Here is a 21,020-nt window from a genome sequence, read left to right as displayed (position 1 = left end):
CCACCCGGCTGCGACCCGCCTGTTTTAGGGGCGCCATTATAGCGGACCACGGCGGACAAAGCAGCGCTCGCGGTATTCCGCCCGGGCTGGCAGGCAGCGGCATGCTGCGCCGCGGGCGGCAACCGGGGTATAGTGGCCGCTCCACTCTGCAACAAGGCTCTGTCATGGCGACAATCACATTCTACGGCGCAGCCCAGGAAGTCACCGGCTCCTGCCACCTGCTTGAATCCCCCGCCTGTGGCCGGGTGCTACTGGACTGTGGCCTGCGCCAGGGAGGGGACGCCGTGGAGCGGATCCACAACGAGCGCTTCAGCTTCGATCCCACCAGTATCGACGCGGTTATTCTGTCCCACGCGCACCTGGATCACTGCGGCATGTTGCCACTGCTGGTGCACCAGGGCTTCCGCGGCCCCATTTACTGCACCCGCGCCAGCGCTGACCTGCTGCCGATCATGCTCAAGGATGCGGTTGGCCTCTACCTGCGGGATCTGGAGCGCGAGAACCTGCGGGCAGAGCGCCGCGGCCGCAAGCCCAGGCAGCCGGTCTACGATGAGCACGACGTCGAGCAAGTCTTGCGCCAGCTCGAGCCCTATCGCTACGGCAAGACTTTCAAGCTCGGCTCCAACGGCCAGGTCTGCCTGCATGACGGCGGCCACATCCTCGGCTCTGCCATCGTCGAAGTCACTCTGCAGGAGAACCGGGGTGCCAAGACGCTGGTGTTCTCGGGCGATCTGGGGCGCAAGGGTTCCGTATTGATGAATGACCCGCAACTGCTGGAGAAAGCGGATCTGCTGCTGCTGGAAAGCACCTACGGCGATCGCAATCACCGCGAAGAAGACGAAACCATGGAAGAACTGCGCACGGTGCTGCACGAGACCTGGGAACAGGGCGGCAATGTCATGATCCCCGCCTTCGCGGTAGGCCGCACCCAGGAAATCCTGTTCCATCTCGGTCGCCTCCACTACGCAGGCCAGCTCGATGCCTGGCAGATCTTCCTCGACAGCCCGATGGCCATCGAGGTGACCCGGGTCTACGACCGCTGGCTGGAACTGATGGATGACGAGGACATTCGCGAACTGTCCGCCGCCCACCGGGAGTCTCTGGCGGATTTCCTGCCGCGCCTGCAGCTAACCGCGGATACCGAGCAATCCATGGCCATCAACCGGATCAAGAGCGGCGCCATTATCATCGCCGGCAGCGGCATGTGCACCGGCGGGCGCATACGGCATCACTTCAAGCAGCGCATCTGGGACGCCCGCAACTCGGTGATCTTCACCGGCTTCCAGGCCCAGGGCACTCTGGGCCGACTGCTGGTCGATGGCATGAAGACGGTAAAACTTTTTGGGGAGGAGTATGCGGTCAAGGCCCGCATGGAAACCCTGGGCTGTTTTTCCGCCCACGCGGGCCAGACTGAACTGATTGAGTGGGCAGCGAACTTTCAGCCCGCGCCGCGGATCGCCCTGGTGCATGGAGAGCCCAGGTCCCAGGATGCCCTCGCCGACAAGCTGTGGGACAGGCTGCAGGTGCGCGCAGCCATCCCGGCCACCGGCGAATCGATCGCGTTCTGAGGGTGGCTCAGCCGGTGGCCAGGGGCTCGGTGTAGAACTGGCTGTACCACTTCCGGAAGCGGGCAATGGGGCCGTCACTGTCGCACAGCACGGGCTGCGCCCGGAAAATCTTGTGCTCCCAGATCGGCTTGTCCTCATCCAGCTGCTTGCAGATGTCGCGAATGATGGCCGCATTGACCCCGCCCGCCTTGACCTCGCCATTGACCTTGGGCTGGGTAAAGGCAAAGCGCACGTGCACGGTCTCGTCGTCGATCGGCGTGACATTGCCCATCAGGAAGGTGTCGGCAATGCCCTCAAAACGGGTAAAGCCCTGGCCGGGACCAATACCCCTGGATGTAATGCTGCCCTTGACCATGCCTTTCGGTGTTTCCAGGTCGGCGCGCTGAATCCCCATGGAGTAGTGTTTCTCGTAGGTAAGCTCGGTTTCGGGGAAGGTTGCGGTCTGATGCACATAGCGGAAGTGTGCGGAGTCGGCGCCATTCTCGGCCATTTCCTGGCAGGCGGTCTTGATCACCCACTCGAAGCGCTGCAGCGGCGCCCAGTCGTCGCTGTTGGCCTCGGGAAAGGACTCGGTTTCCCACAGCGGCGCAGCGTTGTCGGGATGGTACCAGGCATAGATCACCTGGTTGTCTTCCACTACCGGGTAGGTCTGCAGGCACTGCTTACCCTGGATTTTGGGCGGCATGTTCCTGGCGTAGGGCACTTCCGTACAGTAGCCTTCGGCATTGAATTTCCAGGCGTGGAACGGACAGACGATGGTCTCCCCCTCGATGCGGCCGCCCTGGCCACTGCTCTCGTTGATGCCGTAGCCAAGGTGCGCGCCCAGGTGCGGGCAGTAGGCATCGAGCAGCACCGGCTTGCCCGACTCGGTCCGGAACAGCACCAGCTCCTTGCCAAAATACTGCACCGCGCGGGACTGGCCGATGGCAAGCTCATCGCTGTAGGAAATCACAAACCAGCCGAACGGTATCGGCATGGGGGGACGGGGCTTGGGCATGACAGAACTCCTCGCTGGTTGGGAAGGGCCACCGGGTCAGCGCAGCTGCGGGCGGCTCAGCACAGGCATGATAGACGGTTTTACGACAGGGCTTAAGCCGCGCGGTACAAGCACTTGGACCGGACGCCTGCGCCTCCGGTCAGAAGTTCCAGATTGCGGTAAGGCCCACCTGGCGCGGGCGAATCACCCGCTCCTGCGGGGTAATACCGTTGGGAACGTTGTAGGTCCTGGCCTCGGGCACGTCCTCGATAATCGTGGCCTCCTTGTCGAAGGCGTTCTTGACCCAGAGCTTCAGATCCCAAACGCCCTCGGTACTGCGCAGCCCGGTGAACAGGTCGACGGTGGCGAAGCCCGCTGACCGGATCCGGGTGTTGGGCGCAACCCGGAAACTGTTGGCGTTGGCGAGCACATCAAGATACCACTCCATACCGGTGCCCGACAGCGGCAGGACCATATTGCCCTGCGCCACCCCGGACCAGTCGCCCGAGTCACCACCAATGCGCAAACCGCTGTAATCGCACACCTGGTAGATGCCACCAGTAGCGTAACTGCCCTGCAGACCCGTGGCCCGGGGGCCGCCATTGCAGGCCACGTTGCTGAAGCTGTCGTACTCCGCATCGTTATAGGCAACGTTGAATTGACCGGTGAACCAGGTGCTGAACAGGTAGGTCAGGTCGACTTCGGCGCCGGTCACTAACACTTTCTCCGCGTTCTGGATGACGCGGAAGTTGAAATCCGGGCCGGGGGTAGCGGGGTTGAGATCGATGTCGACATCAATGGCTTCCTGGTGGAAGTCGTCGTAGATCTGATAATAGGCCGCAACATTGAAGCGCAGGCGCTGGTTGAGCAGAGTTGACTTGTAGCCGAGTTCAAAACTGGTGGACTCCTCGGGGCCAAAATCCTGGATGTTGTCCGGGGTGGAGCCGGTGAGGTCCAGAGTCTGGCCACCGCCGCGACCACCCCTGTCGACGGTCCCATAGGCCATCTGGTCAACCCCTAGGCGGTAGGCGAGTTTTAGTGTGCCGGTCCAGTCGATGTCCGTAATGCGGGAAACATTGGCCTGGTCGGGAAGCGGCACCAGCCCGAAATAGTCGGCGGTGTTGGAATTGTAGCGGCTGGTCTTGTTCCAGCGCGCACCGGCGGTCAGGGTCCAGTCCCCGGTGAGGTATATAGTGTTGTGGCTGAATACGCCGAAGTCCTCGCTGTTGGTGGTCAGGTTGACCAACACCCCGCCGAAATCACCGACAAAGCGGTTTTCGACATCGGTATCCGCCGCCGCCCGCGAGTAATAGCCGCCGACGATCCAGTCCCAGTAATCGTTGCCGCTGGAGGTCAGGCGCAGTTCCTGATTGTGAGCCTGGTTGAAGATGATATTGGTGTCCTGCACGCTGGCGTAGACCGGCGTCCGGTCGACATCCTTGATCTCATCGTTGGTGCCGTCCGCGTAGTAGCTTTGGGAGGTCAGCACGGCCCAATCCAGGTCATAGTTCAGTTCCAGAATCACCTGATTGAAGCGGGAGCCGAACAGGCGCGGCTGCTCGGAGATCTCGACCCTGTCGTAGCGGCTGATCCCCTGCACCGGATCCTCCGCATAGGCCGAGGACTGGTCGCCGCGGTAGTCGACATGGCTCAGGCTCAGACGTGCGCTAACGGGCGTTTCCGGCTCCCAGAGCAGCGTCGCCCGGCCGGCATTGGTGCGCACATACTGTTCCTGATCAAGGTTGGCGTAACTGCCATCGGCACTGTTGTTCTCATCAAAAAGCCCGGCAATACGCAGGCCCAGCTCGTTTTCGATCAAGGGAACGCTGACTCCGAAGCGGGTATTGACCAGATCGTAGTCGCCCAGAGTGCCCTCGACATAGCCCTCAAACCCGGTGAGATCGGGATTGCGGGTGTGGATCACGATGGAACCGGTCGGGGACGCCCTGCCATACAGCGTGCCCTGGGGCCCGCGCAGGATTTCGAACCGGGCGATATCAAACTGGGAGAAAAAGGATAGCTGCTGGTTGTTGACGTAGGATCCATCCAGGTAGGTATTGGTGCGCGGCGCCTGGGCCGCACTGATCTTGGTGCCCACGCCGCGCAGGGTGATGTTCTGGTTGTTGCCAGTGGACTCAAGCACGACGCCGGGGACCAGTTTGCCCAGGTCCTGCATATCAAAAGCGACTGCGCGCCGGAAAGCCTCACCGGTGACGGCATTCACCGCCATCGGGATGTCCTGGATCAGCTCGGTGGTCTTCTGCGCGGTGACGGTGATCTCTTCCAGCATCATGCTGCCCTGGGCGTGCAACTGGGAACTGGCGGCCAGGGCGGCAACGAGGACTGAATAGCGGCTGCGGATCACTGGATTCTCCTGATTATTATTTATCCTGGCCGCAGTATTTATCTCACGTAACAATTTCTTATGCAATGCTTTATTGGACCACCTCCGAACCACTTTTCGAGTGAGGAAATGGCATTAACATCGATCTCAATTCCCGCCTGCTTACGACGCCCTGTCGCCATCGCTGCAGTCGCGAGCCCATCTTTACATAGTTTGTGTAATGTTTTCTAATCCACTCTCAGGAAAAATCGGCAGATCGTTTACCACTACTGAGGCAGCAACATGGATGAAGCATTGATGCGGCGCTATTACGCGACCTACAACAGCGAGGCCCCCGAAGTACTCGCTGATTTCTACCACCCGGATTGCACACTGGAATCCGCCCAGGGCACCTTGCGGGGGCGGGGGGCGATTCTGGACACTTACCGGGCTCTGATCGGCATGTTCGAGGACCGCATGACCCCGACGGAGATTACGGTGAACGGGAATGAGGCCCGGGTAATTATTGTCGACCGTTTTACCGCCCGGACTGACGTAACTGTTTTCCTGGGGCAATCCCTGGCCGCCGGTGAAAGTTTCGAGCTACAGCTCGAGGGATATTACCGCGCGGAGCAGGGCCAGTTAAGGGAGATCCGCATCGAAATGGCGGAATCCTAAGCGAATACCGTTGCGGCGGCTCAGCGCGTTACCTTGAATCCGGCGGCCCGTGCGTCCCAAGTTGTATTGGTGACGCCTCTTTCCCTCAGCTCCACTTTCCGCACCTTCTGAGTGGGCGTCATCGGCAATGATTCAACAATCTCTATATATTGGGGAACGAAGAAGTAGGGTGCATTATCATTGATGTGCCTGGCCAATGCTTCTTCGGAAACACTGCTGTTCGGCTTGGCGACAACCGCCAGCATGATTTCATGCTCCGAGGACAACTCGACAGATGGTACTCCAAACGCGGCAACATCACTGATCCCGGGGTGGCGTCGCGCAATGGACTCCACCGCAACCGACGACACGCTGCGCCCCTTGTAGCGAATCAGGTCCTTCTTCCGATCGACGAAGAAGTAATTGCCCGCGCCATCCTGCTTACCCAGGTCACCTGTGCGGTACCAGCCATCCACGAATGCTTTCTCAGTGGCATCCGGATCATTGAAATAGCCATTGAAGAGAATGTGTTCAGCCTTGGGCTTGACACAGAACTCACCCACGTCGCCCACCGGCACAGGCCGATTGACATCATCCAGCAGAGCCACCTCCAGGTCGTCTACGGGGGTGCCTAGTGCGTTGGGAAATAACTCACTCACACCATCGTCGAAACGGGAGATCAGCTGCATGATCTCACTCTGGCCGAATCCTTGCTGAATAGCCTGAATCCCAAACCGTTGACAGAAGGGTCTGTGGATATCATGTGGCATTGGCGTCATCGTCGCGGAACGTACAGGATTGTCCGAGTCATCAGGTCTTTCGGGGGCATTCCACAAAAACATGTGCATCGCACCCAGGGTGAAGATATGGGTGGCACCGTAAAAGCGGGTGCGCTCCCAGAAATGACTGGCCGAGAAGGCAGAATCCATACCTACCGCAATGCCCGTTACGAGAGCAGGAAATATGCTTGTGACCCAGGCCGCGGAATTATACAGCGGCATGCAGTTGTAGATCATGTCTCCCTCGTGCATGCCACCTATATTGGCCGCGCTCAATGCCGCTCGCATCCAGGCATTGTGACTCTGCATCACGCCTTTAGAGCGACCAGTCGTACCGGAAGTCCACATGATTGAAGCGACATCCCCTCGTTGCAGCACAGCGGGCAGGGAGCTATCGATTGGAGTGGACAATAGTTCGGTAAGGCTGGGGAAGCCCGCATCAGGCTCTTTGATGACAACATTGGCCATGAAAGCATCCCCTAACTCTGCAAGTCGGGACAAGTACTCGCGATCGGTGACCGTGATTCGGGGCTTACTATCGACCAATGTCTGCTGCAGCCACTCACCCCGGTAGTCGGTGTTAATCGGCACCCATGGTGCACCAAGCAAATTGCAGGCGAAGCTTACCAGGACAAATTCCGGGCAACTGTTCATGAAAATACAGACTCGATCACCTTGCTGCACACCCAGCTGCCTCAGCCCCGCCGCATAGTGACACGCTGCATCGTGGGCTTCGGAATAGGTGATGTGACGCTCCCCGTCAATCAGAAAATCCTTCCCGGGTGTAGTTTCTGCCTGATGGCGAAGAATATTGCCAAGCACACGATTTTCTTCCTTGTTGTAGTCAAGAGTTTGCATGCTGCTCCACATAAAACTGCTGTGCCCACTTGCGAAACTTCGCAATCGGTCCATCACCGTCACATAAATTGGGTTTCGGCTGATAAATCTTGTTTTCCCACATGGGGATGTCATCAGTGAGCTGCCGGTTGACCTCCTTGTTGAACGACGCACCAATCCGATCGATCTTGGGGTCGCGTTCCGGATTCCTGTAGCTGACGTGGAAGTACTGAACGACATTATCCTCGTCGATGGGGGCATTTGTTGTTAGCATGCAGACTTCAACCAGTGTTTTGTACCGAACCACCGCCCAGCCGAAGCCGGAATTAGTCGAGTTCAGGTATCCCTCGACCGGACCGCCCGAGCTGGGAAACTTCTGTCGGCTTTCCATGATTATGCTGGGGCCGTCAAAATCGAAGCGATCATATTCAGCGGCGCCAGGATGCTGGTGAACGGTCATGAAGTGAGCGCCATCAGCGGTGTTTTCAGCCATTTCCTGCAGGCAGGTTCTGATCTTGTGCTCGGTCACGATTGGAGTGACATAAGCGGGGTCGTCGAACTCCGGGACCTCCAGCAGATCGAAATCAGGTGCAGCGCCCTCGGGGTGATACCAGGCCATGACCAGACCGTGCCTGATTTGCAGTGGGTAGGTTCGCACACAGGCGCGCGTGTTCAGTTGTTGGGCATAGGGTATCGCTGCAACCTGCCCTTCGCCGTCAAATTCCCAGTGATGGAACGGGCAGCGGATATTCTCACCAACAACCTTTCCAAGCACACCAAAATTACCACCCAGGTGCGGGCAGTACGCGTCCTGTAAATGCAGTTTGCCTGCCTCGCTACGCCACATGACCAAGTCGCGGCCAAAGTAACGGAGTGGTTTTATGTCACCGGGGTGAACATCACTTTCGAATGCAACCTGGAACCAGCCTAAGGGAATCGGAAAAGGAAAGCGCTTGGTGCTCATAGAGGACTCCTGATCGTAACTGACATATGTGTCAGCAAACCATAAGCTCAACTGACATATCTGTCAATGCAATGTGCGGTAACATGAGCCCCAGCAAATTCTTTCGCTATTGAGGCATTGATGAGCGCAAGCACAGAGAGCCACAAGCCCTCCACCCGGCTCGCCATACTTGAGGCCGCAATCCAGGTGTTTGCACGCCTGGGCTACAGTGGCACCAACTTTCGGGAAATCACCGCGCTCTGCGGTGCCCAGCGCTCACTGATCCTCTACCACTTCCAGAATAAGGAGACTCTGTGGCAGGCTGCCGCGGAAGACGTTGAAAAGCGCTTCAATGCCGCATTCGACTCAGTGTTTACCGAACAGCAGCAGGCCAGCGACCGCGAGACAGCCCGCTACGCGCTGTCCTGCTTTCTGGACGCCCTCTGCGAAGTGCCGGAATACGGCCAGATCTACCTGCGTGAAGGGGCGACGGATAGCCCGAGGATGGAGTGGTTGTCCAGGCACTTTGCCCCGCCTCGAGCCCTGAGAGTGCACTACCGGGATCCGGATATCCAGAAACGCCTCCATACCTCGGTATTGCGCGACATTCTGGCCTGCACCCTGGTGGCCTTTGTCACTCTGGGTCCGTTGCTGGAACGATCACGTGCCGTGGCTACCGGAAAATCATCTGCCGGTACCTACGAAATGACTCCAGCCAAACGCGAGGAATTGCTGGACTACCTGTTGCGGCTGATCTTTTGAGAGCGTAGCTTCTCAGCACGCTCTTTAAACGCTCTCGATTAGACGCCCAGCAGATTGTCCCGCTGCTGCATCCACACTTCCGCGCAGTAGCCAAAATCCACCGGCAGATTTACGCCGCTTACAAAGCTCGCCAGCTTGCTGTTCAGCAGGACCAGTGGTTCGCCCATTTCTGCGGGATCCGCGAAACGCCCGTTAGAGGGGCAGAAAACCTTGAGCGCATCTCTATCGAATTCCTTGGTCAGCTGATCCATGAACGCCGTCGCCGTGGGCGAAGGACTAATGCAGTTGATCCGCACCTCACGCTTCGCAAGCTCCCCTGCCTGCATCATGGTGTAGACAACCATGCATTGCTTGGAGAAGCCATACGGATCTACGTTGAGGTCCGGGTGTGCTTCCAGCCAGGCTCTGGATTCGGCAAAGCCGGTCACAGCCAAAAACTCCTTGACCAGATCCAGGTTGCTTTTCCAACCCATGCCCGCGGTGGAAGCGATAGACGCGATACCGCCGCCCTTGCCGATGCGTGGAATCATCGCATCGGTGAGGTAGCGCGCGCCAACCCAATTGATCATCACCGTATCCATCGCGGAAAACGGCGGGTGCGGCACACCGGCGCAATTGAACAGCGCGTAGATTTCCCCGGGCAACTGAGCGATGGCAGCATCCACTGAAGCCTGGTCTTTCATGTCCGTCTTGATCGCCTTTTTCACCGGCACTGTGACGTCGCTGATATCCAGCGCATGGACCTCCGCACCGACATCGACCAACAACTGCGCCGCCGCGGCACCCATGCCAGAAGCGGCCCCGGTAATAACCACTTGCTTGCCTTGATAACCCAGTACATCGTTCATAATGTTTCCTTTTCCTTCTCTTGTAATACCATGTTCAGTAGATGGGACCACCCAGCAGGTGGGTCGCCAGGTCGATCAGCAGCAGAGTGATCATCGCCACGAAGCTTGATTCGATAAACACCCGACCAATGCTCCAGCGTTCACCGTCTCTTTCTTCATCCAGGCGGATGATATTCGGGAACGCCACCACGAAGTACAGGGCATAAAACCAGGAGCCCACCCAGAGCATGGCATCCAGGTTCTCGTACCAGACGTTCATGGCGGAAGTATCATCGCCGTGGGAAATCATCACGAAGTACATGTAGGTTTCACCCCAACCCCAAAATGCCGCGATCAGCAGCACGATGCCGCAGTAGGTGAAAAAACGCGCAGCTGCTGAGCTCCAGTTCATGGTCATGGTGCGGATTCGTCGCAGAGCGATCACCGCAGTCACATGGTAGACGATGAAAAAAACGATCGCGTTGAAGTACATTGATGGCGGCACTTTCATGTGCTGCGCCAGGGCAGTGGCTTCGTCCGGGCCGACCAGGGCAGAGTCCAGAAACAGTGTCACGTCCTCGAAACGATAGCGCAGGCCCAGAACCTCGAAAAAGTACTCGGTGTGGAAATAGGTGGCGAGGAAAATCCACCAGAACATGTAAACATTGAACTTGAACCAGTAACTGTCGTGCCACACAACACCACTGTTGCGGCGCAGAAACCAGGGTAACAGCACACAATACGGTATCCACATCAGCACATTCTGCATGATGTTCCAGAATGTGCCCGTATTCAGCCAGCCCATCTGGACCATCGCCATGTTGTAGAGGAACCAGAACGGCACGACAGTCAGGAAGAACTTTTCCCCCCATGCCTTGTCCGGATTCGGTGAGAACCAGTAACCGGGAAGACCTTTCCCGGAGGCAATTTGCTCCGCCATTTTGTCTGCTCCTGTTACTTTGCCGGCAAGGAATGCTAGATTTACACTTCATCAAAGTCAACAGAATACTTATACTATGTCTACCGAATTTTTCACCCACAGGGCGCTAATGACAAAGAACGAAAGCGGCGGAACACGCTCCCGAGCGGACTCCACCCGGGAGAAGATTCTGAACAATGCGGCGGCCTGCTTTCTGGAGGACGGGTATCGTGATACTCGCATGATGCAGATCGCTGCGCGATGCGGCCTCTCGCGCGCAGCTATTTATAAGTACTTTCCAACCAAGGAAGCTATTCTGCTGGCATTGAACGCTCGGGTTGTGGAAGACACCCTGGCTGTAACGCGGTTTATTCTCAATAGCCGCCAACCCGCACTGACGGTGATCGAACAGTGGATGCGGGACCTCCTGTCACATGATCAACCAGGTTTTATCCGGGTAGTGATGATTGATGACGCGCAGGGGGTACTGATGCTGGACCAGGAGGCAACTGATGATGCGCTGCGCAAAGTCAAACGGGCTTTGGCAAAGGTCATTCGGCGAGGGATCCGTGAGGGCGACATTGCGCCCCAAACACACCCGGCAGATACCGCGCATATGCTGCAGGCACTGGTATTTAGTATTGAGCGCAACAACCTGTCCTCCCGCCCCGTCATAGAAATGCGCGACAGCCGCCGCCAGGACCTGATGATCGGCACCATTATTGCCGGCCTACGCGCGTGACATTGGAGCTGACTCAGTACTGCCGGCGCCCTGGTATTTGTCTTCGGGTGACCGGGTCTACTACAGAGACTACACTGCAGGACCACAACCAAAATAATGGAGCAGCACCATGCGCGAGCCAGCAAAGTTGAACCGACAAACCATGGGCATCACCGCTGGCATTCCCCTGGAGGCTACCGGAACCGACATCGAGGGCCTGCGTCGCGATATCCAGCGCCTCATGGACATCGAAGCCATCAAGCAGCTCAAGCATTGCTATCTGCGCTGCGTGGATACCGCCAATCTGGAGGAGATGTCCGAACTGTTCCACGATGACGTACATGTGCACTTCAAGGGTGGCACCTACGAGTGGAAGCTGGATGGCAAGGCGGAATACCTGGCGGCCATCGGGCAGTCTTTCAATACCCGCATGATCGGTCAACACAATGGCCACCATCCGGAAATCCAGATTCTCAGCGAGACTGAGGCTACCGGCGTCTGGTATCTGGCGGACCTCGCCTGGCAGCTGGATATCGGCAACTTCCTGCAGGGCACCCTGCTCTACTGGGACCGCTACGTGAAGGAGAACGGCCGTTGGCTGATTATCGAGACGCATTATGAGCGGCTCTACGAAATCAATACTCCTCTGCTAAAGGAGCCAAACTTGAGCAGCCATTATTTGGGTGTGCACGGCACGCCGATGCAGGAGTAATTCAGTACCGGCATACGCCTTGTCAGACACCGTAGCCGCCATCCACCGAAAGCATCTGGCCCGTCACATAGGCCGCGCGCTGTGATGCCAGATAGACAACCGCGTGTGCCACTTCCTCGGGCTCACCCCAGCGCTTGATGCACAAGCCAGCCTGGACAGCGTCCTTCCACGCCTCGTCAAAAGTGCCATCGGCCCAGAGCCGCTTGAAAATACCGGCATTGATTACGCCGATGGCGACGCTGTTGGCGCGAATGCCAAATGCGCCCTCCTCCTTCGCCAGCCCCTGGATCAGCCATTCGATCGAGGCCTTGGGGGCGACGGAGAGCACATCGCGCTCGGGCCACTTGTGCAACCCAGCGGAACTGATGTGCACGTACGAACCTCCACCAGCATCTTTCATGTGAGGCAAGGAAGCGTGGACCATGTTGAAGAAGCCGTTGACGTCCGAGTCGATCACCCGCCGCCACTCTTCAGGGGATACGTCCCTGATCATCAGCTGAGGGATGTCTGATCCCGCCGCAACCACGACGGTGTGGATCCGGTGTCTGGATGCAATATCGTCGATCAACTGTTTGACACGTACATGGTCGCCAATGGAGAGCTGATGATACTCCGCAGTCTGTCCCAGGCCATTGAGCCGCTCAGCGGTTTCAGCGGCTCGCGCCTGGTTCCCGTTATAGGTCAGCACCACATCGCTACCCGCTTCCGCCAGCTTCTCGCAGATAACCGCGCCGGTACCGCCACTGCCACCAATGACGAGGGCGACACCCGCCGGAAAATCCTGTGTCATAAAGAGTCCTGTCTAAGCCAGAATTATCTGTAGCCGAAGAAAGACTACCCAGAAAAGATTATTATCGCAATGTTTCATGCAGGCTGGAATGGAGAGTTCTGTGAAGAAAAATGTGGTGAATCGGCCCGCGGGGTTCAGGGCAAGGCAGTGTGCCCGCGACGGAACTGGCCCGGCGAGACCCCGGTGTGGCGCCGAAACAACCTGTAAAACGCGCCCATGTCGGTGTAGCCAACATGGCCACCGATATCCTCGATGCTGCGACGGGTGGATGCCAGAAGCGACTGACTGGCCTGCACCCGCAAGCGATGCACATATTCCTTGGGTGTCATACCTGTTTCTTGCTTGAAGCGCCGATTGAACGTGCGGCGACACAGGCCGAGGTGCTCGATACAACGCGAAATGAGATTGTCTTCCGCATAGTGTTCGGCCAGCCAGGACCTGGCTTGGGCCATGGACGCATCAATTCCACCGCTGCCGTCCGGATGATGCAGCAGATGATTCCATTGCAGGGCATAGGTTTCGGCAACATCCCGGGCAGCGGCATCACCCCAACGACGCGCTATCTCTGCAAGCACCAGCTCCTGCCACGGCAGGTCGCCCGAACAGATAACTGCCCCCTCCTCCACCCATCCCGGTTCTGCGACCACCTGCAGGGCTGGAAAGTTACGCTGGAAAAGAGCCGCATAGCGGCTGTGTGTTACGGCTTTGCCGCCGGGAAACAGGCCCGCCTCAGCCAGGAGAAAGGCACCGGTGCCTACACCCACGATTCGGGTACCGTTGGCAGCCTCGTCTCGCAACCACGACGCCAGCCGGCCCTGCCGGCAGGGCTCCCAGCTGCCATCCACCATCAAGGCGGGCACGAACAGCCAGTCCGGACGCGGCGCGTTGGCCACATCGTACTGCCTGATAAAACTGAAGCGGTCCTGCAGCAGGGCACAATCCCTGGCTGACACCCCGTATAGCAGATCGACCTCTGCTGCTTCCTTGATGTGGTGCGTCATGCAGTGCAACAGCAGGTCATGCACTGCAGCTACCAGGGAGACGACGGAACCCGGTGTAAGCAATATGGCAGCACGCATACTTATTCGTCACCCCCCGGCCAATTCGGCCAGTAATTGACGCGATTACCCATTATTTGCCCATTGGCGCCTCCTTAATATACGAGAACCGCGAGGTGACTACAAATCACGATAACAACAGGAAAGCACGCCATGATCTACAAAGTCATCCAGTGGGGTTCGGGAGCGGTAGGCAGGCACGCCCTGCGGGCTGTGCTCGATGACCCCGATATGCAGCTCACTGGCGTCAAGGTCTACAGTGAAGCGAAAGTCGGACTGGATGCCGGTCATCTGTGTGACCGCCCAGACACGGGCATCAAGGCGGTCATGGACCCGGAGGCTCTACCGCTGGCCGAAGCTGACTGCCTGCTCTATATGCCCATGCAGCCCGATGCCGACGAAATAGCTGATCTTCTTCGGCGCGGCGTAAATGTCATCACCACAGCCGGCAACCTCTATCCAAGGGCACGTGGCGACGCCGCCTGGGAACAGCTACAGCAGGCTGCGCTGGCAGGCAACAGCGTGTTCCACGGCTCAGGCATCAATCCCGCCTTCATGTCGGATGTCCTGCCCCTGACCCTGTCAGGCCTGTCCCACCGCGCCCGCCAGATCACCGTTCAGGAGATTTCCGACGTTCACGTCTATACCAGTGATGCGCCCGAGATCATGATGGACAATATTGGCTTCGGCAAGACCCGGGAGGAAGCGCTGCGACCGGACAATCCCTTCCTGGACTGGATGAGCGCCTATTTCCGCGAGTCCATGGTGATGATGGCCGACCATATGGGTGTCACTCTGGAACGGGTTGAGCCCAACCATGAAGTGGCGCTGGCCAAAAGTCGCGTGGAACTGGCCAACGGCCGCAGTATCGAGCCTGGCACCGTTGCCTGCCGACGCTTCGAGTGGCGGGGCATTGTCAACGGCAAGCCAGCCTTTGTGTTGCGCACTTACTGGAAAACCACCATGGACATCGATCCGGCCTGGCCGGTTGAATCCGAGAAGGAAGTGTCCTGGACCATCACCGTTGAGGGAACCCCCTCCTATCGCATCAATCTGGAGGTCTGTGCGTCCTTCGACAAAAACCACCCGATGTTCGGCAAGGGCGGTGAAGAAGGTGCGCTACTGGGCACGGCCGTTCACGCCGTAAACGCTATCCCGGCAGTGTGCCGGGCGGAGCCAGGGGTGCGCACCTTCCTCGACCTGCCGATCATCACCAGCCACGGCGCCTTCCGCTGATTAGCTACAGGAGAGCTTCATGACCAATCTGTTGGACCGCATGCGTGTGGATGGCCAGGTCGCTATTGTCACCGGTGCCGGTCGAGGTGTGGGACGCGGCATCGCCCTGGCGATGGCGGCCGGCGGTGCGCACGTAGTGTGCTCGGCGCGAACTGCAGCTCAAATCGATGAAACTGTTGAGCTGGTCAAACAGGCGGGCGGGAGTGCCGAGGCGCTGATTGCCGATGTGATGCAGGAGGACCAGTTGGCTGCCCTGGTGGACACTACGGTGGAGCGCTGTGGTGGCATCGACATCGTGGTCAACAACGCCGGTGGCAGTGACTACGCCGCGTTCCTGGACACCACCACGGAAGCCTTCCGCCACCATTTCGACTGGAACACTACCTCCGCCTTCGTCCTCAGCCGCCTGGCCACTCCCTGGCTGCTCAAGCGCGGCGGTGGCAGCATCATCAATATTTCCTCTGGAGCGGGTCACATCGGCATACGCGGAATGATGGCCTATTGCGTAGCGAAGGCCGCCCTGGACCATCTGACCCGCTGCATGGCAGAGGAGCTGGCCCCCAGGATCCGGGTCAACTGTCTGGCCCTGGGTTCCATCATGACGCCCGCCCTGCAGAACACTTTCGACATGGAGGCCGGATTTCGAGAGAAACTGCTGGCAAAGACCCCGCTGCAAAGCATCGGTGACGCAGAGAACGTCGGGCTGGCCGCCCTGTTCCTCTGCTCGGAGGCGGGCTCCTATTCCACCGGCGCCATTCTCGACATGGACGGCGGCCTGCAGGATACCAACCTGCCCTTCAGGCTGCCCGACCTGTGACGGAGGTCGCCATGATTGATCAGCAGGATGCTTTCTCCTTTGAGGGCAAAACGGTCATCGTCACCGGCGGTAACGGCGGCATTGGCCAGGGGATGGTCAGGGCATTCGCCCAACGGGGTGCGCAGGTGGTCATCGCCGATCACGCCCCGGCGGCGGAGCACGAGCGATTCGCCAACAACCCCAGTATTCTCAATTGTCGCACCGACATCACCGATCGCGCCTCGGTGGACGCGATGGTGGAACAGACACTGGCGACCTTCGGACAGATTGATGTCCTGGTCAACAATGCCGGTGGCGGCAAGGGCTTTGCACGGCTGCTGGAAGTCACGCCGGCCGACATCGACTGGATGATCGACCTCAATATCCGTGGCACCCTGTGGGTGACCCAGGCAGTGACCAGGCATTTCGTGGAGCGAGGTGGTGGCGCGATCGTCAACATCGCCTCCGCCGCCGCGATAAGTGGCACCGCCGGGCGTAACGACCCCGTTTACGCCGGCTGCAAGGGATTCATGGTCTCCCTGACCCGGGCCCTGGCCGCCGATCTTGGCCAGTATGACATACGGGTCAACACTATCGCCCCAGGCTGGATAGTTCCCGAATCCAGCGCCGAGATTTCCGCCGGCAGCTTCTGGAATACCCTGGGGGACACCTTCGGCACACCGGAATCCTTCAATGCCGCTTACGAGGCGGGGGAAGAATTACCAACAGCTTCGGCACGTGCCTTACAGCGGCTCGGGCGACCAGCGGATATTGCCAATGCGGCTGTGTACCTTGCCTCTGCTGCCGCCAGGCATGTAACCGGGCAACTGATCAGTGTGTGTGGTGGTGCTGTGATGCCTGCGGCCTGAAACAACAGTAAACAACTACTTGAGGAGGCCAGCATGGCTGAACAAAAACAAGCTATCCGCGTAATTCAATGGGCCACTGGCAGCGTCGGCAAATTCTCCATCGTCGCCTTCCACAACAAGCCCGGCTTTCAGCTGGTGGGCTGCTGGGTCCACAGCGCCGATAAAGCGGGCAAGGATGCCGGTGAGATCGCCGGTATCGGCCCCATCGGCGTCTCCTGCAGCAACAGCGTGGAGGAGATTCTGGCCCTGGACGCCGATGTCGTGCACTACGCACCGCTGCTGGCCAATGTCGACGAAATGTGCCGGATTCTCGAGTCAGGCAAGAACCTGGTGACCCCCAGTGGCTTCACCACCGTGCGCAACAAGGAAGACGAGGCCAAGCTCGCCGCCGCCTGCCACAAAGGCGGGGTCAGCATGCACGGTTCGGGCATCCACCCCGGCTTTTCTGGTGACCGTCTGCCCATTGTGCTGTCGGCCATGTCCCGCAGTATCCGCAAGATCACCGTGCACGAGATTGTCGACATGTCCCGGGTCAACGAGTCCTGGGACATGGTCACCAACCTCGGTTTCGACATGTCCCCCGAAGATGCCAAAGCCAACCCGCCCTTCCTGCTGGAGGTGATGAGCACGATTTTCTTCGAGTCCATCGCCTTGGTCGCTGAAGCTCTGGGCATCGAGGTCGAGGAGTACGAAAAGAAGCACCGCTTCGCCCTGGCCAAGCAGGACATCGATGTCCAACTGGAGCTGGGTTCAAAGACCGGAAAAATTCGCAAGGGCCATGTGGCAGGACAGAACTTCAATTACGCGGGCCTGGTGAAGGGTCAACCGGTCATCGAGTTCAAAACCTTCTGGCCCATGGACGAAAGCATCGCCCGGGAGTGGGGGCATCTGGAGCCCTGGGCCTACAAGATCAACATCAAGGGCGACCCCGACCTGCGCCTGCACTTCACCTGCGGGCAGGAAGACGGCAGTGATTCCGCCGCCCTGGGCATCCTCTGCACGGCGATGAACTGCGTCAACAGCATGCCCCAAGTGGTCGCCGCGCCTCCCGGTATCGTGACCCAGCTGGACATGAAAGTGATCCCCGCCTACCAGGCCTTTGAGTTGCCGAAGTGAAGACACCACGATCAGCTGAGGGAAACAGTGATGGCAGAGATACAGGTCTATAGACCGGACAACCTTCCGGACATGAGCAAGCTCTTCAGTTGGGGGCTGCGGGTCGCGAAGTTTGAGGAACTCTATTTTATCACCGGCCTCGCCGATATGGCCGACGATGGCTCCGGGGCACGCTTTCCGGGAAATCCGGTGGCCCAGACCGAAAGCGTACTGGAGAGGATGGACCAATTCATTCGCGAGGCAGGCTTTGAACGCGAGCACATCATCCGCATGGAATGGACCTTCCGCAAGGACGTCCAGGAATCGGACTACCCCGGCATCTATGCCGCCTGGGAAGCATTCGTCGCGCCCATGAAGATCAAACCCGCTGGCGGCACCCTGCGCATCGTCGACCGGCTGGCAGCGCCCGATATCATGGTGGAGTATGAACTGCTGTTGGCACGATAAGCGCTGTACACACAAACAAGGATAAGGATAGAGATGCCCCAGTGGTATGTGGAAAACAAGGTTGTCGTGGTTACCGGCGGCTCCAAGGGTATTGGCGAGGGGCTGGTCGGCGTGCTGCTGGATCGCGGCGCTAAGGTGGCGGTGCTGGCCCGGGACAACGCTCGCCTGCAGGCTTCCGTGGCCCAGTGGCAGTCGGACCGAGTCGTCGGCTTTCCCGTGGATGTCAGCGATCGCGATGCCCTCGACGAAGTGTACTGCAAAATTTGGGAGCACTTCGGCCAGATCGACGCGGTAATCAACAACGTCGGCTTCCAGTTCCCCCGGCGGGTCGAACTGATGCCCGCCCAGGAAGTCAGGCAACTCGTGGAGCTGAACCTGCTCTCAACCATCTTCGGCTGCCAGGCGGCCATCCCCTGGCTGCGCCGCAATGGCGGTGGGCGCATCGTCAACATATCCTCGGCGACCGTCCGTTGTGATAACGAGTTCGCCCACCTGGCCGTCTACACTGCCTGCAAGGCTGCCGTGGATCAGTTCACCGCCGAACTGCGCAAGGAACTGGTGGAGGACAACATCCTGGTCACCCTGTTCAGTTCCGGCAGCGTCTTCACCGGCACGGTCAACAACTTCGACGAAAACGCCCTGGCCGAAGCCTACACCGCGTGGCTCGCCAAGGGCGAGTATTACGGAGGCTCTACCACTCCCCCGATCATGGGGGCAGCAATCGCGCAGAGCCTGGAGTATCCACCCGGTATCGCCGCCGAGTTCATCGAAGTGAAGCCGGGCGTGCGCACGTCCAAGCGTCTGGAAGGGCAGGAGGACGGAGCATGATTGCCACCCCGCCACTCACTATGGCCAACATCAACTCCATAGGGAGAACCGACTAATGGCAAAGTCGATTCGTGTGGGTGTCACGCTCTACCGCATCAGCCACCACACGAACGGGGATATCGACAGGATCATGGCGATTGCCGAGATGGCCGACGCCAAGGGTATCGATATGATCAGCGTGGCGGATCACCTGTGCTTCACCAGCGACGCCCCCAAAGATTACCCCATGGGCCCAGAGGCTTTCCCGGGCGGTATCGAAGAAAACTGGTTCGAGCCCATTACGCTGCTGGCGGCTTTTGCGGCGCGCACCCGAAGGATACAGCTCTCCACCGCGTTGATTATCGCCCCGGCACGCAGCGCCGTTCTACTGGCAAAGCAGTTTGCCACACTGGACTACATCTCCAAGGGGCGCGTCATTGCCGTGTTCGGTGCCGGCTGGCAGCGTGCCGAGTTCACCTCGCAAAACCTGCCCTTTCAGGGCCGCTTCACGCACATGGAAGAACAGATCCAGGTCTGTCGGGCGCTGTGGAGCGGCGGGACCCATAGCTTTCACGGCAAGTTTATCAACTTCGACGACCTGCAGGCCTACCCCTTGCCAGTACAGGGGACTGCGCTGCCCATCTGGCTCGGTGTGAGCCCGACGGAGCGCAATCTCGACAGGATGGCGCGCTTCGCCGACGGCTGGCTGCCAGCGACCGGATCCCTGGAGGTCATCAGGGATACGGTGTCACAGCTGAAGCCACTACTGCTAGTGCAGGGCCGGAATCCTGACGATTTTGATGTGCGCGGCACACTGGTACCCATCCTGGATGGCCGTGGCAGGGTGGATCTCGACGCCAGTTTTGCCCAGGGCCAGGCGATGATCGATACGGGCATCACTGTGATCGACATCGCTCCACTGTTTTTCTCTCCCGACCCGGACGACATCGAAAATTTGCTGGATCGCCTGGTTCAGCTCAAGCAATCGCTCAGAAACGACACCTGGTAGTGAAATGACAACCAGGAATACCAACCTCTAGGGAGAACAAAAAAGATGCTACTCAAAGACAAAATCGCCGTGATCACCGGGATTGGACCAGGGGCCGGCCAGGCAACAGCTGTGGCCTTCGCCACGCAAGGCGCCAAGGTCGTCATCGGCGCCCGCAACGAAGAGTACATTCAGAAGGTCGCCGGGGACATCGAAGCCGAAGGCGGCGTGGCCGTAGCTATTCGCACCGATCTGGCCGACCATGCATCCTGTGAGCACATCGTGTCGGAGGCGGTACAGCGATTTGGCGGTGTCGACATCCTGGTACAGAATGGTCACGACACCGGAGACATGGCGATGATCGCCGATGCAGACGTCGCCCGCTGGCGCGAAGCCATCGAGGTCAATCTCTTCGGTGCGCTGCACCTCTTCAAGGCTGCCCTTCCCTCCATGAAGCAACGCGGTGACGGCCGCGTGATTCTTGTCAACTCCGGGGCCGCGAACAATGCTCCGCCACCCTATCTGGCTTCCTACGGAGCATCCAAGGCGGCGCTGGCTTCCCTGGTCCGCTCGATCGCCACCGAATACGGGCCCGATGGCATACGCTGCAACAGCGTCCACTACGGGCCCATCGATGGCGACAATTTCCGGCCCTGGCTGGCCGGCCTGGCGGAGCAGCACAGGCGCAGTTTCGAAGAAGAACTGGCGCTTTACTGCGAGCAGGAGTTTCCATTGCGCTACGTCCCCACAGCTGAGGAATGCGCGGGCACCGTGGTCTACCTGGCCTCGGACCTCGCCCGCGTGGTCACTGGCCAGAGTCTGTCCGTGAACGGCGGGCAGTGGTTCGGCAAGTAAATCCGTCGCTAATCCATGTAACAGAGGTGTGAAA

General features: G+C 59.0%; 21 protein-coding genes. 13 read left to right on the top strand and 8 right to left on the bottom strand.

Annotated features, from left to right (window positions below; genetic code table 11):
• Positions 1–164 precede the first annotated feature (164 nt).
• Positions 165–1,568 carry an MBL fold metallo-hydrolase RNA specificity domain-containing protein gene (locus Q6D67_RS15165; RefSeq protein WP_304706509.1) on the top strand — a complete coding sequence of 468 codons (1,404 nt, stop codon included), beginning with the start codon at positions 165–167 and terminating at the stop codon, positions 1,566–1,568.
• Between the two features lie 7 nt (positions 1,569–1,575).
• On the opposite strand, the gene Q6D67_RS15160 is transcribed toward Q6D67_RS15165, so the two are convergent.
• Together Q6D67_RS15160 and Q6D67_RS15155 are read right to left on the bottom strand one after the other, a co-directional pair.
• Positions 1,576–2,565: an aromatic ring-hydroxylating dioxygenase subunit alpha gene (locus Q6D67_RS15160; RefSeq protein ID WP_304706508.1), complete on the bottom strand. Its 990-nt coding sequence runs from the start codon at positions 2,563–2,565 to the stop codon at positions 1,576–1,578.
• Positions 2,566–2,704: 139 nt separating this feature from the next.
• Positions 2,705–4,909, bottom strand: a complete 2,205-nt coding sequence (locus tag Q6D67_RS15155; protein WP_304706507.1) for a TonB-dependent receptor — start codon at positions 4,907–4,909, stop codon at positions 2,705–2,707.
• A gap of 261 nt (positions 4,910–5,170) precedes the next feature.
• Between Q6D67_RS15155 and Q6D67_RS15150 the strand changes: the two genes are divergently transcribed.
• Positions 5,171–5,545 (top strand): nuclear transport factor 2 family protein, encoded by a 375-nt coding sequence (locus Q6D67_RS15150; protein ID WP_304706506.1) that lies wholly within the window; start codon positions 5,171–5,173, stop codon positions 5,543–5,545.
• A gap of 20 nt (positions 5,546–5,565) precedes the next feature.
• On the opposite strand, the gene Q6D67_RS15145 is transcribed toward Q6D67_RS15150, so the two are convergent.
• A complete protein-coding gene (locus tag Q6D67_RS15145) occupies positions 5,566–7,161 on the bottom strand; it encodes an AMP-binding protein (RefSeq protein ID WP_304706505.1) in 1,596 nt (531 codons plus the stop codon).
• Positions 7,148–8,104 carry a Rieske 2Fe-2S domain-containing protein gene (locus Q6D67_RS15140; protein ID WP_304706504.1) on the bottom strand — a complete coding sequence of 319 codons (957 nt, stop codon included), beginning with the start codon at positions 8,102–8,104 and terminating at the stop codon, positions 7,148–7,150. Before Q6D67_RS15140 ends, Q6D67_RS15145 begins: the two co-directional genes overlap by 14 nt.
• A gap of 120 nt (positions 8,105–8,224) precedes the next feature.
• Here Q6D67_RS15140 and Q6D67_RS15135 point away from each other — a divergent pair, with 120 nt between their 5' ends.
• Positions 8,225–8,845 (top strand): TetR/AcrR family transcriptional regulator, encoded by a 621-nt coding sequence (locus tag Q6D67_RS15135; RefSeq protein ID WP_304706503.1) that lies wholly within the window; start codon positions 8,225–8,227, stop codon positions 8,843–8,845.
• A 38-nt stretch (positions 8,846–8,883) separates the two neighbouring features.
• Here Q6D67_RS15135 and Q6D67_RS15130 read toward each other — a convergent pair whose 3' ends face one another.
• Together Q6D67_RS15130 and Q6D67_RS15125 are read right to left on the bottom strand one after the other, a co-directional pair.
• Complete coding sequence (locus tag Q6D67_RS15130; protein ID WP_304706502.1) at positions 8,884–9,693, bottom strand: coniferyl-alcohol dehydrogenase; 810 nt, start codon at positions 9,691–9,693, stop codon at positions 8,884–8,886.
• A 34-nt stretch (positions 9,694–9,727) separates the two neighbouring features.
• A complete protein-coding gene (locus Q6D67_RS15125) occupies positions 9,728–10,612 on the bottom strand; it encodes a hypothetical protein (protein WP_304706501.1) in 885 nt (294 codons plus the stop codon).
• A gap of 109 nt (positions 10,613–10,721) precedes the next feature.
• On the opposite strand from Q6D67_RS15125, the gene Q6D67_RS15120 reads away from it, so the two are divergent.
• Positions 10,722–11,333: a TetR/AcrR family transcriptional regulator gene (locus Q6D67_RS15120; protein ID WP_304706500.1), complete on the top strand. Its 612-nt coding sequence runs from the start codon at positions 10,722–10,724 to the stop codon at positions 11,331–11,333.
• Between the two features lie 109 nt (positions 11,334–11,442).
• A complete protein-coding gene (locus Q6D67_RS15115; RefSeq protein WP_304706499.1) occupies positions 11,443–12,024 on the top strand; it encodes a nuclear transport factor 2 family protein in 582 nt (193 codons plus the stop codon).
• A gap of 22 nt (positions 12,025–12,046) precedes the next feature.
• Here the strand turns inward: Q6D67_RS15115 and Q6D67_RS15110 are convergent, their stop codons facing one another.
• Both Q6D67_RS15110 and Q6D67_RS15105 read right to left on the bottom strand, forming a co-directional pair.
• A complete protein-coding gene (locus Q6D67_RS15110) occupies positions 12,047–12,814 on the bottom strand; it encodes an SDR family NAD(P)-dependent oxidoreductase (RefSeq protein WP_304706498.1) in 768 nt (255 codons plus the stop codon).
• 134 nt (positions 12,815–12,948) lie between these two features.
• Positions 12,949–13,893, bottom strand: a complete 945-nt coding sequence (locus Q6D67_RS15105; RefSeq protein ID WP_304706497.1) for a GlxA family transcriptional regulator — start codon at positions 13,891–13,893, stop codon at positions 12,949–12,951.
• Positions 13,894–14,025: 132 nt separating this feature from the next.
• On the opposite strand from Q6D67_RS15105, the gene Q6D67_RS15100 reads away from it, so the two are divergent.
• Genes Q6D67_RS15100 through Q6D67_RS15065 form a run of 8 tightly spaced genes read left to right on the top strand, consistent with a single transcriptional unit; the run spans position 14,026 to position 20,986 of the window.
• Positions 14,026–15,108 carry a hypothetical protein gene (locus tag Q6D67_RS15100; RefSeq protein WP_304706496.1) on the top strand — a complete coding sequence of 361 codons (1,083 nt, stop codon included), beginning with the start codon at positions 14,026–14,028 and terminating at the stop codon, positions 15,106–15,108.
• Between the two features lie 19 nt (positions 15,109–15,127).
• Positions 15,128–15,925: a glucose 1-dehydrogenase gene (locus Q6D67_RS15095; protein ID WP_304706495.1), complete on the top strand. Its 798-nt coding sequence runs from the start codon at positions 15,128–15,130 to the stop codon at positions 15,923–15,925.
• Positions 15,926–15,936: 11 nt separating this feature from the next.
• Positions 15,937–16,773, top strand: a complete 837-nt coding sequence (locus Q6D67_RS15090; RefSeq protein WP_304706494.1) for an SDR family NAD(P)-dependent oxidoreductase — start codon at positions 15,937–15,939, stop codon at positions 16,771–16,773.
• A 33-nt stretch (positions 16,774–16,806) separates the two neighbouring features.
• Positions 16,807–17,889: a hypothetical protein gene (locus Q6D67_RS15085; RefSeq protein ID WP_304706493.1), complete on the top strand. Its 1,083-nt coding sequence runs from the start codon at positions 16,807–16,809 to the stop codon at positions 17,887–17,889.
• A 30-nt stretch (positions 17,890–17,919) separates the two neighbouring features.
• Positions 17,920–18,336, top strand: coding sequence for a RidA family protein (locus Q6D67_RS15080; protein ID WP_304706492.1), 417 nt, complete (start codon positions 17,920–17,922; stop codon positions 18,334–18,336).
• 33 nt (positions 18,337–18,369) lie between these two features.
• Complete coding sequence (locus Q6D67_RS15075) at positions 18,370–19,164, top strand: SDR family oxidoreductase (protein ID WP_304706491.1); 795 nt, start codon at positions 18,370–18,372, stop codon at positions 19,162–19,164.
• A gap of 55 nt (positions 19,165–19,219) precedes the next feature.
• Positions 19,220–20,152, top strand: coding sequence for a TIGR03619 family F420-dependent LLM class oxidoreductase (locus Q6D67_RS15070; RefSeq protein ID WP_304706490.1), 933 nt, complete (start codon positions 19,220–19,222; stop codon positions 20,150–20,152).
• Positions 20,153–20,197: 45 nt separating this feature from the next.
• On the top strand, positions 20,198–20,986 hold the full coding sequence (locus tag Q6D67_RS15065) for an SDR family oxidoreductase (RefSeq protein ID WP_304706489.1): 789 nt from the start codon (positions 20,198–20,200) through the stop codon (positions 20,984–20,986).
• Positions 20,987–21,020: the final 34 nt, after the last annotated feature.

It is taken from the genome of Haliea sp. E1-2-M8, assembly GCF_030649675.1.
Taxonomy (GTDB): Bacteria; Pseudomonadota; Gammaproteobacteria; order Pseudomonadales; family Halieaceae; genus Haliea.
Note: the sequence above shows the minus strand (reverse complement) of the source record. Positions and strands in the feature narration are given on the sequence as shown.